This is a genomic window from Spirosoma horti (assembly GCF_054776595.1).
Genome location: NZ_BAAHBQ010000009.1, coordinates 74,591 through 91,132 on the forward strand (window position 1 = coordinate 74,591; position 16,542 = coordinate 91,132).

Below are 16,542 nucleotides of genomic sequence, written 5' to 3' on the forward strand. Positions count from 1 at the left end.
GGTGGTGGCGAGATGGGGCATTTAACGCGCACCTTTAATTGGCAAACGACTCCGCTGGGGCCGCCTGCTACCTGGCCGTTAAGCCTGCGGACAACGGTGGGCATTGTGCTGCATTCGGCTTTCCCCATGTTTCTGTTTTGGGGAAAGGAGCTGACCTGTTTCTACAATGACGCTTACCGACCCAGTCTGGGTATCAACGGCAAGCACCCGGCCCTGGGCAAGAGCGCACAGGCCGTATGGCCCGAAATCTGGGACTTTATCGGGCCGCTGATTGAGCAGGTCACGACAACGGGGGAGCCTGCCTGGTTCGAGGATCAGCTCTTGCCCATTCACCGAAACGGTCGGCTGGAAGACGTTTACTGGACCTTCAGCTACAGCCCTGCCTATGGCGATGATGGGCAGGTTGGTGGGGTGCTGGTCACCTGCACGGAGACAACGGAACGCATCCGAACGCTGAACAGGCTCCAGACATCGGAACAGCGCTTTCAGAACCTGGTTCGCGAAGCATCGGTCGGAATCATTGTGCTCAGTGGCGACAACATGGTGGTGGATGTCGTGAACGCAGCCTACGCCCAACTCATCGACCGTAGCTGCGATGAGTTGATCGGCAAACCCCTATTTACCATCATTCCCGAAGCAGAAGCTGCTTTTCGACCCATTATAGACGGAGTCCGTATCAGTGGAGAACCGCTTTATCTTTACGGCCAGCCGTACTTTGTTTACGTCGATGGGAGTAGGAAAGACGGCTTTCTGAACCTCGTCTACCAACCGTATCGCGAGCAGGATGGCCGAATTACCGGCGTTATGGTGCTTTGCCAGGACGTGACCGGTCAGAAGAAAGCCGAGCAGTCCTTAAAAGAAAGTGAACAGCGCTTCCAGATGGCGATTGACGCCGTCCAGGGTATCGTTTGGACCAACAATGCCGATGGTGAGATGAAAGGCGAGCAGCCCGGCTGGGCTGAACTCACCGGACAACCGTATGAAGCGTACCAGGGATACGGCTGGTCAGCCGCCATTCACCCGGACGACGTCCAACCCACGCTTGATGCCTGGGCGATTGCCGTTCAGAACCAGCAGCCCTTCTCCTTCGAACACCGGTTACGGCTCAAAGACGGTACCTGGGGCATTTTCTCCGTTCGGGCCATCCCTTTAGTTGGTGCCGATAATGCCGTTAAGGAGTGGGTTGGCGTTCATACGAACCTGACCGAGCAGCGCCGGATCGAACAAGCGCTACGCGAAAGCGAAGCCCGGTTTCGTAATCTGATCGATGTGGCTCCCATAGCCACGGCCATCTTTAGGGGGCCCGACCACATTATTGAACTGGCAAATGACGCGCACCTTGACTTGTGGGGCCGGCGGGCCGACGAGGTGCTGAACAAGCCCCTGTTTACGGCCCTGCCGGAGGCAAGTGGGCAGGGATTCGAAGAAATACTGGCGCAGGTACTGGCCACCGGAGAGCCGTTCTTTGCCAATGAATTATATACCCCCCTCCTTCGGAACGGGAAGCTGGAAACGGTTTATTTCAACTTTGTGTACCAGGCTCTCCGCGAAGCCGATGGCACCATCACCGGTGTTATTGTCGTTGCCAACGATATTACGGAACAGGTGAATGCCCGCAAGAAGGTTGAAGCAAGCGAAGCTCAAATCCGTAGTCTGGTGGAAAGTGCACCCTTCCCTATTGCCGCCTATGTGGGCCGGGAGATGCAGATTCAATTGGCCAACCAATCGATTCTGGACATCTGGGGCAAGGGCAATGATGTCATTGGCAAGCGGTATGCCGATATACTCCCAGAACTGGAAAATCAGGAAATTTTTGATCAACTGGATGGCGTGTATAGGACTGGCATTCCGTTTCATGCCAAAAATCAACGGGTGGATTTGGTCGTAGATGGCAAACTGAAGACGTATTTCTTCAATTACAGCTTTACTCCGCTTTACGATGCCAGCGGCAATGTGTATGGCGTCATGAATACGGGTGCCGATATAACCGACCTGGCACTGGCGAAACAGCAGGTCGAAGAAACCGAGACAACCCTGCGTGACGCCATTGAACTGGCCGAACTGGGCACCTGGCAAATTGACTTAAAAACACGTATCCTTGACTATTCGGAACGCCTACGCGGGTGGTTTGGCATCGGGACCGATGAGGTCATCACTCCCGAACGCGCTTACCGGCCCGTGCGGCAGGAAGATCGGCCACGCGTTCAGGCAGCCATTGCGCATGCCATCGCCCCGGGTTCCGATGGACTTTATGACATTGAATACGCCGTAGACCCCAACGAAACAGGTCGGGATCGGGTGCTTCATATTCAGGGGCGTGCCTTTGTCAACGATCAGGGGGAAATCTATAAGCTAAGCGGCACGGCCCAGGACGTTACGGAGCAACGGCGCCTACGGCAAGAACTGGAACGGCAGGTACAGGAACGGACAGAAGAGCTGGAAGCCACAAACGAAGAACTGCTGGCCAGCAGCGAAGAATTGACCGCAACGAATGAGGAACTGACCGAATCGAACCAACTGCTTCTCCGCTCCAACGAAAACCTGCAACGGTTTGCCTACGTAGCCTCCCACGATTTACAGGAGCCTCTGCGCAAAATTCAGCAATTTGGGGATCTGTTAAAGACAAGCTACGGAGATCGCCTGGGCGAAGAACTGGTGTACCTGGAGCGGATGCAATCAGCAGCCAGCCGCATGTCGGTGCTGATTCGTGATCTGTTGAATTTTTCGCGCATTTCGACCCAGCGCGAAACCGGTGAACCCGTCTCCTTGAACCAGATCGTACAGACTGTCTTGTCTGACCTGGACTTGGTCATCGAAGAAACCCGTTCGAAGGTGCTCGTGGAGCCCTTGCCAACGGTGATTGGCGATGCGCTGCAATTAAGCCAGTTATTCAGTAACCTATTGAGTAACTCCCTCAAGTTTCGGCAGCCGGATTTGACGCCCGTGATTCAGGTGCAGGCCGACATGATCGGGGCGGACCAGTTGCCAGCGGGTGTCAGACCCATTCGAACGGCCCTGACGTATCATCGCATTCAGGTCGTGGATAATGGCATTGGCTTCGACGAAAAATACCTGGATCGCATTTTTCAGGTTTTCCAACGGTTGCACGGCCGAAGTGAATTTGCCGGTACGGGCATTGGGCTGGCCATCTGTGAGAAGGTCGTTGTGAATCATGGCGGAGCCATAACCGGCACCAGCAAACCTGGGCAGGGAGCCACATTCAGTGTTTATTTACCGGTTTGACTTTCCAATGCCTGTGAAGACACCCGGGTATGCACACATCTCGCCTGATCGTTATTAAAGGCTGTGGCCCGACTCATTAACGCTAATCGATCGTCATGACTTTATTCTCTGTCCCAATAGGTCATCCATACCTGACGCAGATACAAATCTGGTATGAAACCTCATTCCCGATGGATGAACGGCGCCAGTTCGAGGCCCTTTGCCAGCTCCTCCCCTGCGCGGATATGCACCTGTGCGGATTGGTCGAAGCGGACCATCTTGTTGGGTTTATGGTTTACTGGCACTGGCCTGAGATGCTCTTTGTCGAACATATTGCCGTGGACCCGGCACAACGGGGAAAGCAGCATGGCCAGCGGGCGATCAGCGAGCTACGGCGACTGGAAAGCCCATATATTATTCTTGAAGTCGAATTACCACAAGATGCTCTTAGCCAACGGCGTATCCAGTTTTATGAACGACAGGACTTTTCGCTAAATGCGTTCAGCTATGCCCAGCCTCCCTATCAGGCAGGAAATCCGTCCATACCCATGCACCTGATGTCAATACCACCTATCCCTGATCAGGCGACATTCAGCGCGCAAAGTCAGCTCATTAAAGAGCGGGTCTATGAGCGGTTTTATTGATGGCGCGAGGCTCCAGCCTCGTGCCCGCTATGACCCGGCCTCTGGCCGGAGCAACTAAATAGAAAACAGATGAATATTTATGTATTCCGGCCAGAGACCGGGTCATAGTAGGCACGAGGCTGGAGCCTCGCGCCATTATTCAGCACCATTCATCATAAGACACATAAAAAAGCAGCCCGACCAAGGCCGGGCTGCTTTTGATGAAATATATTTATTTCTGCTTACGCATTTTGCTTCATCCGGATAATGTTCAGGGCGGCACCCGCTTTGAACCATTCGATCTGACCTTCATTGTAGGTATGATTGACAGGGAATTCATCCGTTGTGCCATCGGCATGATGCAGTACGATTTCGAGCGGACGACCCGGTGCGAACTCGGTCAGGCCATCAATGTCGATCACGTCGTCTTCCTGAATCTTGTCGTAGTCGGCAGGATTGGAAAATGTCAAAGCCAGCATACCTTGCTTTTTCAGGTTGGTTTCGTGAATCCGGGCAAACGACCGAACCAGAATGGCCCGAACGCCCAGGAAACGGGGTTCCATGGCGGCATGTTCGCGGGAGGAGCCTTCGCCATAGTTTTCATCACCCACCACGATCGACCCGATGCCCGCAGCTTTGTAGGCCCGCTGAACGGCCGGCACTTCACCATACTCGCCGGTTAGCTGATTTTTAACACTGTTGGTCTTCTCGTTGTAGAAGTTCACCGCGCCGATCAGCATGTTGTTGGAGATATTGTCCAGGTGACCACGGTATTTCAACCACGGACCCGCCATCGAAATATGGTCGGTCGTACACTTGCCTTTTGCTTTGATGAGCAGTTTCAACCCTTTCAGGTCGGTTCCTTCCCAGGGAGCAAACGGAGCCAGCAGTTGCAAGCGGTCTGAGGTCGGGCTAACCAGTACCTGAACACCCGAACCATCTTCGGCAGGCGCCTGATACCCGGCGTCATCGACGGCATAGCCTTTCACCGGCTGCTCGATGCCCTGTGGTTCATCCAGTTTCACCTGCTCGCCGTTTTCATTGGTCAGCGTATCGGTCATTGGGTTGAACGTCAGGTCACCAGCAATGGCAAAAGCGGTCACGATTTCGGGCGAAGCCACAAACGCGTGTGTGCTGGCGTTGCCATCATTCCGCTTGGCGAAGTTCCGGTTGAACGAGGTAATGATCGAGTTTTTGCGGGTTGGGTCGTCCATGTGACGTGCCCACTGCCCAATGCAGGGTCCACAGGCATTGGCCAGCACAACGCCACCAATCTCTTCGAACGTATCCAGCAGGCCATCGCGTTCCGCCGTAAACCGCACCAGTTCAGAACCGGGCGTAACGGTGAATTCAGCTTTGGTTTTCAAATGCTTAGCCGTTGCCTGAGCCGCTACCGACGCCGAACGGGTCATGTCTTCGTAGCTGGAGTTGGTGCAGGAACCGATCAGGCCAACTTCCAGTTTAGCCGGCCAGTTATTTTCTTTTACCGCTTTAGCGAAGTTAGACAGTGGCCACGCCAGATCGGGCGTGAAGGGTCCGTTGATATGGGGTTCCAGTTCCGTCAGGTTGATCTCGATCAGTTGATCGTAATACGAAGCAGGATCGGCGTATACTTCTTCATCGGCCCGCAGATCGGCTTTGACGGCCTGTGCAGCATCGGCAATGTCACCCCGGTTGGTTGCCCGGAGGTAATCGCCCATTTTATCATCGTAACCGAAGATCGATGTTGTCGCGCCAATTTCAGCACCCATGTTACAGATGGTTCCTTTACCGGCAGCCGACAAGGTTTCGGCACCTTCGCCGAAATACTCAACGATGCAACCTGTTCCGCCTTTTACGGTCAGGATACCCGCTACGCGCAGGATGACGTCTTTCGCCGACGACCAGCCACTCAGTTTACCGGTAAGTTTAACCCCAATCAGTTTCGGCATTTTCAACTCCCAGGCCAGGCCCGCCATCACGTCGCAGGCGTCGGCACCACCCACACCGATCGCGATCATGCCCAGACCACCCGCCATGGGCGTGTGGGAGTCGGTACCGATCATCATACCGCCCGGAAAAGCGTAGTTTTCCAGAACGACCTGGTGAATGATCCCTCCGCCTGGTTTCCAGAAACCGATGCCGTATTTATCCGAAACGGACGCCAGGAAGTCATATACTTCTTTGTTTTTGTTTTTGGCTATATCCAAATCCTTCACGGCCCCTACTTCGGCCTGAATCAGGTGGTCGCAGTGAACAGTAGATGGGACAGCCACTTTTGGCCGACCGGCCTGCATAAACTGCAGCAGGGCCATTTGGGCGGTAGCGTCCTGCATGGCCACACGGTCGGGCGCAAAATCGACATACGCTTTACCCCGCTCGAATGCCTGGGTTGTTTCACCGTTGAAGAGGTGACTATACAAAATTTTCTCCGACAAGGTCAGCGGTTTGCCGACTGCCTGCCGGGCGGCTTCGACGCGTTTGCCGAGGTTAGCGTAAACGCGCTGAATCATGTCTAAATCAAAAGCCATAGCAAGTAGGAATAAAAAAACAGATTACTGAAAGGTATACTCTCTTAGAAACAACCAACGAATTCAGAAAATGGATTCCGGTTATGGGGTCAAAATTAGAAGATTCTGACTCGTTTTGGAAATATTCCCCAGAATGGATTGTAAACAAGGATAAACTAAGGTAGAAACAACCTAAATAAGGCTGATTCTATGTATCCGGGTAGAAAGAAATAGAGAATAAACTTATCTTGGCGATTAAAATCACGTTAATTGATTATCCAACCCCATCACTGGCGCAACCGTTTTGCCGCCCAGACTCCATTCCGTATGAACACAAAAAACAGTCTCCTCTCCATTGTCGCTCTGTTAGGTCTTAGCCTGGCCATTTCGTCCTGTGGCAACGATGAAAACCCGACCATTGCGTCAACAACGACCCGGCTCGGCGCTACCCTAACCGGTTCCGGCGAAAAGCCTACCTCAACGACATCCACGGCGACAGGAACCTTCGTTGGTAATCTGAACACAACGACGCGTGTTCTAAGTTACACTGTTACGTATCAGGGACTCACACCAACGGGTGGCCATTTACACAAGATCACGGCAGCCGATGGCACGGGCCCGGTTGACATTCCTTTCCCAAGCTTGACCTCACCAATCAGCGCCACGACAGCTGCCCTTCGCCAGGGACAGGTAGACAGTCTGCTAGCTGGTCAATATTACGCCAACCTGCATACAACAGCGTATAAGGCCGGTGAGATTCGGGGCGAGGTCAAAAAACAATAGCCTGTTTCGCTGTGCTGTCAGATGGAAGTATCTGACAGCACAGCTGCCTCTCAGGACCGGGCCAGAACGATTAAGACCAACCCGGCTACATAGGCAATACCCATCAGCCAGAGGTATCGATTTGCTTTCTTCGGTGCGTCCTTAAACTCGTGCCAGGCAAACAAGCCCCAAAGTACCGACACAATGGTGGCTCCCTGGCTGAGCCCATACGACACCGCATCACCGGCCTGCTTGGAACCAACCAGCAAGGTTGCCATACCCAGCCCCCAGATTAGTCCACCTCCCAGCCCAACCAGATGCTCTTTAAGGGGAGTTTGTGTATAGTTTTTTTGTCCGTCCTCATCCGTCAGAATAAATCGCCGAACCAGACGTTCGACAAGCGGATTGCTGATATTGAGGCCAATAGCAAAAAATAACACGCCACTGTAAGGCGTCAGCAGTCCCGTTTCCGGCTTCGTCAAATCTGTAATCAGGGCCTCGGACGTGAGTCGAAAGAAAAAACCCGCTACCAGCCCCCCGGCAAGTGCAATCCAGATGCCTCGGTTATTACCGGACGACTGCTCTTCATCGGCCTGCGCTTGTTTGGTCTGATAGGCCAGCGCACTGAATACCATCGCGACCAGCACACATATACCGCCAATGGCCAGCAAGGCCACGCTACCCTTAGGGTCGGCCAGGTAGTTGACCACCAGTCCAATGGCCAGCGATAAGCCGGTTCCTACGGGCATGGCAATCGAAATACCGGCCATACTAATGCCGACCGTAAGCAGCATATTTCCGATGTTGAATACAATGCCACCCGCCAGAGCGATCAGAATCGCGCGTAATTCGGCTTGCTGAATATCAGCCAGCACGGAGCGTCCCTGACTACCAAAGCTTCCAACCGTAAACGCCACAATAAGTGCGCTAAACAGGATACCATAGACATAGTCCCGGTAAAAGACGTAAAGCGGAGCTGACTTTGTAACAAACTTTTGCGCATTGGCCCAGGAACCCCAAAAGAACATCGTAACCAGGCATAGACAAATAGCTACGGTCGGTTCAGTCGTTATAAACATAGAAGAGCAACCTCATGTATTGGTTTTCGTTTCCAAAATAGACCGTAAGTAAGGTACTGGTCTGTTAGTCCGTTTATCACACATTTCCTTGCCGAACTAACCAATATGCGTCTATACATAAAAGACCTTCTGACAGTAGCTCAACTGGTTGAGCTACTGTCAGAAGGTCTTTTCACTAGGTGTGCCCCCATCAACTGGTCATACTAACTAGTTTATAGGGGCCCAAAGTCACTCGTTTAGGCTACCGTGATCGTTTGTGCGGGCTTGTTTGTTTCCGGATTTTTGGGCAACGTCACCTTAAGGATACCATCGGCGTAGCTAGCCGAGATACTTTCTGTCAGGACTTTGTCATTGAGCCGGAACGAGCGTTCAAACGAACGGTTTCGGTACTCCTGGTACGTATAGTTACCCGAAGTAACATGCTCAGCATTGTCGGCAGATTCAGTACCCTGATAAGAAATCGTCAGTACATCGTCTTTTACAGACAGCTTCACGTTCTCTTTGACCAAACCCGCTGCGAACAGAGAGATCATATAGCTTGTCTCATTCTCTTCGATGTTAACGGGTGCCTGGTGCAAGCCTCCCCCATGACGGCCAAACGCTGGCCCACCCCAGAAACCGCCGAATTTACCCCGACCCCAGGGGCCGCCAAATCGACCGCGACCCATTGATCCGCAACCACCTTTATTGCCAGCCTGATTGTTCCCTGCCTGATATGCTTCTTTGTTATACATGATTCTGTTTGTTTTAGTCTTGTGTTTACTGATTGTGCTATTATGATTTTACGTGTCTTAATTGATTGGAATAATCCGTTCAAAGCTTCCGGTGCTCATGGGCGAGCGATACGTCGGATTATCGATGGAAATGATCTGTGACGACTGCCAGTCATTGCGGTCAAATCGGCCGAATGCCCGGCCACCCATCAACCGGGTGCCTACTACCCGAACGACTAACGCTACGCCCAGCGCAACCAGCAATACTTTTACTAGGAGCGATACTAGAAATAGGATCAACCCGGCTACCAGCGCTAAGCCAGCTACTCTCCAAATGATGTTCATGTTGTTTTTACGTTTAATGGTTTGTAAAAGCTCCGTTTATTGAAACAGTCGGCCAGGACTGGCGTTAACGTTCGAACGTGTTATTTTTTCAGTACTTTCGTTTCTTTGTTTGGGCCTTTGATAAGGATGACGGTAAAGCCTGGCCTTTTACTTTAAGCCCAGCCAAATTTTTTTTTCAAAATGTAGCGATGAAGCCAAAAAGAGGAGAAAGCGCTATCTGTGGGCTAGATACATTAACGTGACTTTGGCATACCGTATATCAGCGCCCTACTAGATTCATTCGGGTATTTCCGAACGAAATACCTAAGAAGACTGCATTAAGGCTATAGCCTTCTTATACAATAGGTTAACAGTGTTAAGCGCAGGTTATTTAGGGCTTATTTCAGAGAGATAAAGCCGAGCGCGGGAGTGCCGTACGTGTAGATGATGAATGATGCTACAACTAGCAATCTGTAGGAATTCATCATTTTATTAATGGTTATTCAACGGCAGTCCACGTCGCTGAAACTCGTTCCAATTGACGTAATCATCCCTTTGCGCTGCTCCACGATCGTCATGCAGCGATCAACCGGACAGACAGTTTTTCATCCGACGAGGCCATTTCCTCATAACCTAAGGGTGGACGCAAACGAAGATTCATGGGTAAGGTTAGGACAGCGAATTCAAGCTATACTTTATTTGATGAATCACAGACCGTTTAATTAATCCAGAAACGTTATGAGAAGAGCATTAATCGCATCTACAGTCCTTGTGGTGGGCATGTTGGGGTACGCCTGTAAAGACGACGACAATCCGACAACCACGACAACACTCAACCCGACTCAGTTTATAGCCACCCTCAACAATACTGGAGGCTCGGCTACAACGTCAACAGGCACTGGCACGTTCGCAGGCACCCTGAATCAGGGAACTGGCACGGGGACTGGAACAGGCACCGGAACGGGTATAAGCACGGGGTCCAGTGTGTTAAGTTACACGGTTACGTATTCGGGCATCACGCCAACCGCAATTACCCTCGATCCAGTAACAACATCGACCTCAACGACAACGGGTTCTTCGAACTACAGCAACAGTGTCTTATTGGCGGGGTCGTTTCCCTCAACAACAACCGGTCCAGGAAGTGGAACAAGCACCACGCCAGGAAGCGGAACCAGCACGACACCCGGCAGTGGCACGACGACTACACCCGGAAGCGGGACAAGCACTATACCCGGTAGTGGTACAAGTACTACGCCTGGCAGTGGAACCACCACCGATCCAGGAAGTGGAACAAGTACCACACCTGGCAGTGGAACAAGCACTACGCCTGGAAGCGGGACGAGTACTTCACCAGGAAGTGGCACCGGAACGGGCACAGTTTCAGCTTCGCCAGTATCAGGCACGGTTACGTTGACACAAAGCCGCGCCGATAGCCTGTCAAGAGGTTTGTATCGGATCAATTTCCGTACGGCATCCTACCCGAGCGGGGAAATCGGCGGTACGGTTCAAGTCCGTTAAACAGTACGTCTTACCTGACGTAAATGAGTCGACAGCTCTACCTGAACGGGTAGAGCTGTTTTCTTTTGGCTACCGAAGGCAAGCAAACCCCCGGGCTACAAGCATCCATAAACCCCAAACAGCTTCCAGCAGCTAAGCGACAATCGGCTTAATAATGTGGAAAGCTAAAAAAATATCCATAGTCATTCCGTGCCCGGTAAAGTCTTTACGGCCCCCTAGAAGTAGCTCCAGAAATGCCAAAAAACAGGCTTTATTGGCTTATATATAAGACTTTTACCAGCAAACTCCGAACTGTAACTCAGTATGTGTTGTTACGTATACATAACCGCTCCGGCAATCCCGCAATCCTCCACTTTTGTTTCGTCGTAGATAGCTTGTCTTGTACAAGTCTGTGCTTTTGCGTCTATATTTGGCTCGATTCGTGGTAAAAGGTAGCGGAGACAGTTTCAATCTAAATATCGATTATGTCGAAAAACTTAGTCATAGTGGAGTCGCCGGCGAAGGCGAAAACCATTGAAGGCTATCTTGGAAAAGACTTTACGGTAAAGTCCAGTTTCGGTCACGTACGCGATCTGCCCAAAGATGGGCTGGCCGTTGATGTAACGAATGGTTTTAAACCGTCTTATGAAATTTCGCCCGATAAAAAGAAACTTGTTAGTGAATTAAAAACACTGGCCAAGTCAGCGGATGAAGTGTGGCTGGCTACGGATGATGACCGCGAAGGAGAAGCTATTTCCTGGCACCTGAAAGAAGCGCTTGGGTTGCGCGACAATACAAAACGCATTGTGTTCCGTGAAATCACCAAGAACGCGATCCTGAACGCTATCAAGTCGCCCCGTACGATTGATGTCGATCTGGTGAATGCCCAGCAGGCCCGGCGTGTGCTGGACCGCCTGGTTGGCTATGAACTCTCGCCCGTACTTTGGCGTAAGATCAAAGGCGGCAGCACCGGTTTATCAGCGGGTCGGGTACAATCAGTTGCGTTGCGACTGGTCGTTGAACGGGAACGCGAAATCGACAAACACTCCGCAAAGTCATCCTTTAAGGTTACGGCCCAGTTCATTGTCGATGGCAATAAAGTGCTGAATGCCGAGCTGGCCAAAAACTTTGCCACTGCCGGTGAAGCCCGTGGCTTTCTCGAAGCCTGCGTTGGCGCTACCTTCACCATCAAAAACCTGGAAACCCGCCCCGCCAAGAAAACCCCGGCTCCGCCCTTTACAACATCGACCCTCCAGCAGGAATCGTCGCGAAAGCTGAGCTATTCCGTGGATCGAACCATGCGGATTGCCCAGAACCTGTACGAAGCCGGTAAAATTTCGTACATGCGTACCGACTCGACCAACCTCTCGCAGGAAGCCATCGAGAAGGCCGTAGCGGAGATCGGTTCGGAATTTGGCGAAAAATATATTCAAACACGGCAGTTCAAGACCAAGAACGAATCGGCGCAGGAAGCCCACGAAGCCATTCGCCCGACAAACTTCAATGACCGGAATGCCGGTGGCGACCGTGATCAGAAGCGGTTATACGAACTGATCTGGAAACGCGCCATTGCCTCACAAATGGCTGATGCCCAACTCGAACGGACGACCGTCACGATTGGCATTCGCTTTGCCAATGGGACAACGGCTACTGTCCAGACGAATGTAGACGACAGCCCCTTCGTTGACACCCCGAAACCCGAAAGCCGGAGTTTCCCAAATGAACTGGTTGCTCAGGGTGAGGTGATCAAGTTCGACGGTTTTCTACGCGTGTACCTCGAATCAAAAGATGATGAGGACGACGAAGATGCCAAGGGCATGCTCCCTCCGCTCACCATCGGACAAACGCTGAATCTGGGCCAGATGAAAGCGACGGAAAAATTCACGCGTCCGCAGCCACGCTACGCCGAAGCTTCGCTGGTGAAGAAACTCGAAGAAATGGGCATCGGCCGGCCGTCGACCTATGCGCCAACCATTTCGACCATCATTAACCGAGGCTACGTGACCAAGCAGGATAAACCCGGCCTGGAACGTAAGTACATCGAGTACACCCTCCAGCGGGATCAGATCAGCGAAACCAGCGGCAAAGAGACCTACGGTTCCGAAAAAGCCAAGCTATTCCCGACCAATACGGGCGTTGTCGTCAGTGATTTCCTGCTCGAATACTTCCCCGACATTGTCGATTATAAGTTTACGGCTACGGTCGAAAAAGACTTCGATGAGATTGCGGATGGCCGCATGAACTGGCAAACGATGTTGCAGGGATTTTACGGCGATTTTCACAAGAACATTGAAGAAATCCAGGGTTCGTCGGGGGTCTCGTTCAAAACGGGCGAACGGGTACTGGGAGCTGATCCGGCCAGTGGAAAACCCGTTTCGGCACGGCTGGGTAAATATGGTGCCTATGTTCAGATCGGCGAAGCAAGCGACGACGAAAAGCCCCGTTATGCCAACCTGCGTGACGGCCAGTTGATCGAAACCATTTCACTCGACGACGCCCTGAACCTCTTTACGCTCCCCCGGGAGGTAGGCTTCTTCGAAGATAAACCCATGGTCATCGCTATCGGCAAGTTTGGTCCGTATGTGAAGCACGATGACAAATACGTGTCGCTGACCCGGGAAGACGATCCGTACACGATTGACGCCAACCGGACCATTGAACTCATTCAGCAGAAGCGCGCCGAAGCCGTTAGCGAAGCCCTCGGCGAATTTGAAGGCAAGATGGTGAGCACGGGCAAAGGCCGCTTCGGCCCTTATGTCAAGTTTGAAGACAAATACGTGTCGCTGCCCCGTAACGAATCATTGGCGGGTCTGACACTCGAGCGGGCCATCGAACTGATCCAGGCCAAGCGCGTTGTGGAAGCCAACAAATACATCAAAGAGTTTCCGGAGAACCCGGCCGTCAAAGTTGTCAATGGCCAATATGGGCCCTATCTGGCCGTTGGTAAGCGTAATGTCAAGATTCCCAAAGATGTTGATCCCGCTACGCTGACGCTGGAGGATTGCCTGAAACTGGCTGGCGATGATCCGGCAGCCGCCAAGGCACCGGCAAAAAAATCGGCGGCAACCAAAGCACCCGCGAAAGCCAAAGCACCGGCAAAAACGACGGCAACGGCTACCAAGAAACCGGCAGCATCCGCAAAAAAGGCAACGACGAAGAAGTAAAAAAGAAAAACCCGGAGCGAGCTCGTTTCGGGTTTTTCTTTTTTGCCCTCTTACGCAGGGGCTTTCTCAACAACCACACACATACGCCTTTACGCCAGGCCCGAGCTCTAAATCACTAGCGCTTACAGATGACGTCCGGGGCTAGGCATCACCGCGTTAGGAAGTAAATCGTATCTTAGCTTTCATGAATACACGAAAAAAAATCGTCGTTCTTTCCGGTGCCGGGATCAGTGCCGAGAGCGGCATTCCAACTTTTCGGGCGTCGGACGGCCTTTGGGAAAATCATCGTATCGAGGATGTGGCCACGCCCGAAGCCTGGAAACGTAATCCTGCTTTGGTACAGGATTTTTATAACCAGCGACGCAGACAGGCCCTGAGCGTTCAACCGAATGCGGGCCACCTGGCGCTCGTCAAGCTGGAAGACAAATTCGACGTGACCATCATTACGCAGAACGTCGATAACCTGCATGAGAAAGCAGGTTCCTCAACCGTTGTTCACCTGCATGGCGAGCTGTTTAAATCACGCTCATCGGTTGACGAATCGCTGATTTACGACATTGAGGGCTGGGAAATAAAAGAGGGGGATATTTGCGACAAAGGGTCGCCATTGAGGCCTCATATCGTGTGGTTTGGCGAAGCAGTTCCGATGATGGACATCGCGCTGGACATTGCTGATCAGGCAGACATTTTTATTGTTGTGGGTACTTCGTTAAACGTTTATCCGGCGGCCGGACTCGTCTATGTAGTTCGGGATGGGGTTCCCGTTTATGTGGTGGATCCCAACATTCCCGATATGCACAAAAAAGACAATGTCACCTTCATTGCCGAACCCGCCACCATCGGCTTGACTCAACTGGCCGAAAAACTGCTGGCCGAAGAAAAAAACGCCTGATACACGTTCGTTTCAGGGCGTTTTTTACCTTTTTTCCTGAGAAAAGTCGTTTCAGATTTAACTTGAATCGGCTCTTCTTAGGAAAAAAAACTTACTACTACCTGATTACATGAGCTGCGAATTTTTACAAGTTGGCTGAGATTACCCGGCCGGCGGTTCGCCCGGAGAATAGGCATCCGCCCAGGAAGGTTCCTTCCAGTGCCCGGTAGCCATGCATGCCTCCTCCCCCAAATCCTGCCACCTCACCCGCAGCATATAAGCCCGCAATTGGATGGCCTGCGTCATTCAGAACCTGTCCTGACAGGTTCGTTTGCAGACCGCCCAAGCTCTTTCGTGTGATGATGTGCAGCCGGACGGCAATCAGTGGCCCCATAGCCGGATCCAGGAGTTTGTGTGGTTTGGCCGTGCGGATCAGCTTGTCGCCCAGATATTGCCGGGCGGCCCGAATGGCCGTGATCTGCATATCCTTACTAAAAGGATTGTTGAGTTGGTGGTCGCGGGCTACAATTTCGCGTTCGAGGGAGGCCAGCTCGATCAGGCCGTCTCCCGTCAGTTCATTCATGCCGGTAACCAGATCGGCTAAATTATTCCGAACGATAAAGTCTTCGCCTTCACGCTTGAACGCTTCTACCGGGTCGGGTGCGCCTTTCCCCCAGGCACGCTTCAGTGTTTGCTGCCAGCTCTTTCCGGTCAGATCCGGGTTCTGCTCCGAACCCGATAAGGCGAATTCATGACGGATAATTTTTTGGGTCAACACAAACCAGGTGTAATCATAACCCGTTTGGCGGATGTGTTTCAACGTACCCAGGGTGTCAAATCCGGGAAATAGCGGTACGGGTAACCGTTTGCCTCGGGCATCGAACCACAGCGAAGATGGTCCCGGCAAAATACGAATACCATGCTGGGGCCAAATGGGGTTCCAGTTTTTGATTCCTTCGGTATAGTGCCACATCCGGTCCGAATTGATCAGGTTGCCCCCGGCCTGGCGGGTAATGGCCAGCATCCAGCCATCCACATGATCGGGTACGCCGGACAGCATGTGCTGGGGGGCTTTTCCCAATCGCTCGGGCCAGTTCTGCCGAACCAGATCATGATTGCCGCCCATACCACCCGATGTAATGATAACAGCCTGTGCCCGAAGCGTGAAATCGCCAACGACAACACGCGAGCTTTTTTCACCGCGGTTTGCCTGACTTGATTCGAGAATTTCTCCCTGCACACCATCGACTGTGCCATTTGTCTGCATGAGGCCATTTACCCGATACCGGAATCGAAGGGTGATCAGGCCTTTTTGAACGGCCTGCCGGACACGCCGTTCAAAGGGGGCAACAACGGCAGGACCCGTTCCCCAGGTGACGTGAAAGCGGGGCACCGAATTGCCGTGTCCGACAGCGCCATAACCACCCCGTTCGGCCCAACCCACAACGGGGAATAGTTTTATGCCCTGCTGACGCAACCAGTCGCGCTTTTCGCCAGCGGCAAAATCCACATACGCTTCGGCCCACTTGCGGGGCCAGTAATCTTCAGGTCGGTCAAAATTCGCCGAGCCCATCCAGTCTTCCAGGGCTAGCTCATAGGAATCACGGATACGCAAACGCCGTTGTTCGGGTGAATTAACCAGAAAAAGCCCGCCAAATGACCAGAAAGCCTGCCCGCCCATGTTCTGTTCGGGTTCCTGATCAACGATGAGCACTTTTTTCCCGGCGTCGGCCAGTTCAGCAGCTGCCACTAAGCCAGCCAACCCGGCACCGACAATAATTACGTCCGCATCCATACC

The 16,542-nt window shown here is 52.4% G+C and carries 11 protein-coding genes; 6 read left to right on the forward strand and 5 right to left on the reverse strand.

From position 1 onward, the window contains the following. The first annotated feature begins 12 nt into the window (after window positions 1-12). Together ACYVAM_RS25820 and ACYVAM_RS25825 are read left to right on the forward strand one after the other, a co-directional pair. The gene (locus tag ACYVAM_RS25820) at window positions 13-3,243 is read left to right on the forward strand and encodes a PAS domain-containing protein (RefSeq protein WP_461072921.1); all 3,231 of its coding nucleotides are present in this window, start codon (window positions 13-15) and stop codon (window positions 3,241-3,243) included. A gap of 95 nt (window positions 3,244-3,338) precedes the next feature. Beyond that, on the forward strand, window positions 3,339-3,866 hold the full coding sequence (locus ACYVAM_RS25825; RefSeq protein WP_461072510.1) for a GNAT family N-acetyltransferase: 528 nt from the start codon (window positions 3,339-3,341) through the stop codon (window positions 3,864-3,866). A gap of 221 nt (window positions 3,867-4,087) precedes the next feature. Here ACYVAM_RS25825 and ACYVAM_RS25830 read toward each other — a convergent pair whose 3' ends face one another. Continuing rightward, the gene (locus ACYVAM_RS25830; protein ID WP_461072512.1) at window positions 4,088-6,355 is read right to left on the reverse strand and encodes an aconitate hydratase; all 2,268 of its coding nucleotides are present in this window, start codon (window positions 6,353-6,355) and stop codon (window positions 4,088-4,090) included. Window positions 6,356-6,661: 306 nt separating this feature from the next. On the opposite strand from ACYVAM_RS25830, the gene ACYVAM_RS25835 reads away from it, so the two are divergent. Then, entirely contained in the window at window positions 6,662-7,117 is a 456-nt protein-coding gene (locus ACYVAM_RS25835; protein WP_461072514.1) for a CHRD domain-containing protein, read from the forward strand. Between the two features lie 50 nt (window positions 7,118-7,167). On the opposite strand, the gene ACYVAM_RS25840 is transcribed toward ACYVAM_RS25835, so the two are convergent. The 3 genes from ACYVAM_RS25840 to ACYVAM_RS25850 form a co-directional block, all read right to left on the reverse strand. After that, window positions 7,168-8,175 (reverse strand): GRP family sugar transporter, encoded by a 1,008-nt coding sequence (locus ACYVAM_RS25840; protein ID WP_461072516.1) that lies wholly within the window; start codon window positions 8,173-8,175, stop codon window positions 7,168-7,170. A gap of 236 nt (window positions 8,176-8,411) precedes the next feature. Next, window positions 8,412-8,909, reverse strand: coding sequence for an Hsp20 family protein (locus ACYVAM_RS25845; protein WP_461072518.1), 498 nt, complete (start codon window positions 8,907-8,909; stop codon window positions 8,412-8,414). A gap of 57 nt (window positions 8,910-8,966) precedes the next feature. Further along, window positions 8,967-9,233, reverse strand: a complete 267-nt coding sequence (locus ACYVAM_RS25850) for a hypothetical protein (RefSeq protein WP_461072520.1) — start codon at window positions 9,231-9,233, stop codon at window positions 8,967-8,969. 717 nt (window positions 9,234-9,950) lie between these two features. Here ACYVAM_RS25850 and ACYVAM_RS25855 point away from each other — a divergent pair. The 3 genes from ACYVAM_RS25855 to ACYVAM_RS25865 all read left to right on the forward strand — a co-directional run bounded on the left by ACYVAM_RS25855 (window position 9,951) and on the right by ACYVAM_RS25865 (window position 14,765). Further along, complete coding sequence (locus ACYVAM_RS25855; protein ID WP_461072522.1) at window positions 9,951-10,730, forward strand: hypothetical protein; 780 nt, start codon at window positions 9,951-9,953, stop codon at window positions 10,728-10,730. A gap of 464 nt (window positions 10,731-11,194) precedes the next feature. Next, the gene (gene topA / locus ACYVAM_RS25860; protein WP_461072524.1) at window positions 11,195-13,873 is read left to right on the forward strand and encodes a type I DNA topoisomerase; all 2,679 of its coding nucleotides are present in this window, start codon (window positions 11,195-11,197) and stop codon (window positions 13,871-13,873) included. Window positions 13,874-14,057: 184 nt separating this feature from the next. Then, complete coding sequence (locus ACYVAM_RS25865) at window positions 14,058-14,765, forward strand: SIR2 family NAD-dependent protein deacylase (protein WP_461072526.1); 708 nt, start codon at window positions 14,058-14,060, stop codon at window positions 14,763-14,765. A gap of 124 nt (window positions 14,766-14,889) precedes the next feature. On the opposite strand, the gene ACYVAM_RS25870 is transcribed toward ACYVAM_RS25865, so the two are convergent. Next, a complete protein-coding gene (locus ACYVAM_RS25870; RefSeq protein WP_461072528.1) occupies window positions 14,890-16,539 on the reverse strand; it encodes an FAD-binding dehydrogenase in 1,650 nt (549 codons plus the stop codon). Between the last annotated feature and the right edge of the window lie 3 nt (window positions 16,540-16,542).

Coding starts and splice junctions, on each gene's coding strand:
- ACYVAM_RS25850 (WP_461072520.1), bottom strand. CDS start 9,233: ATGAACATCATTTGGAGAGTAGCTGGCTTAGCGCTGGTAGCCGGGTTG.
- ACYVAM_RS25835 (WP_461072514.1), top strand. CDS start 6,662: ATGAACACAAAAAACAGTCTCCTCTCCATTGTCGCTCTGTTAGGTCTT.
- ACYVAM_RS25865 (WP_461072526.1), top strand. CDS start 14,058: ATGAATACACGAAAAAAAATCGTCGTTCTTTCCGGTGCCGGGATCAGT.
- ACYVAM_RS25855 (WP_461072522.1), top strand. CDS start 9,951: ATGAGAAGAGCATTAATCGCATCTACAGTCCTTGTGGTGGGCATGTTG.
- ACYVAM_RS25845 (WP_461072518.1), bottom strand. CDS start 8,909: ATGTATAACAAAGAAGCATATCAGGCAGGGAACAATCAGGCTGGCAAT.
- ACYVAM_RS25840 (WP_461072516.1), bottom strand. CDS start 8,175: ATGTTTATAACGACTGAACCGACCGTAGCTATTTGTCTATGCCTGGTT.
- topA (WP_461072524.1), top strand. CDS start 11,195: ATGTCGAAAAACTTAGTCATAGTGGAGTCGCCGGCGAAGGCGAAAACC.
- ACYVAM_RS25820 (WP_461072921.1), top strand. CDS start 13: ATGGGGCATTTAACGCGCACCTTTAATTGGCAAACGACTCCGCTGGGG.
- ACYVAM_RS25825 (WP_461072510.1), top strand. CDS start 3,339: ATGACTTTATTCTCTGTCCCAATAGGTCATCCATACCTGACGCAGATA.
- ACYVAM_RS25830 (WP_461072512.1), bottom strand. CDS start 6,355: ATGGCTTTTGATTTAGACATGATTCAGCGCGTTTACGCTAACCTCGGC.
- ACYVAM_RS25870 (WP_461072528.1), bottom strand. CDS start 16,539: ATGGATGCGGACGTAATTATTGTCGGTGCCGGGTTGGCTGGCTTAGTG.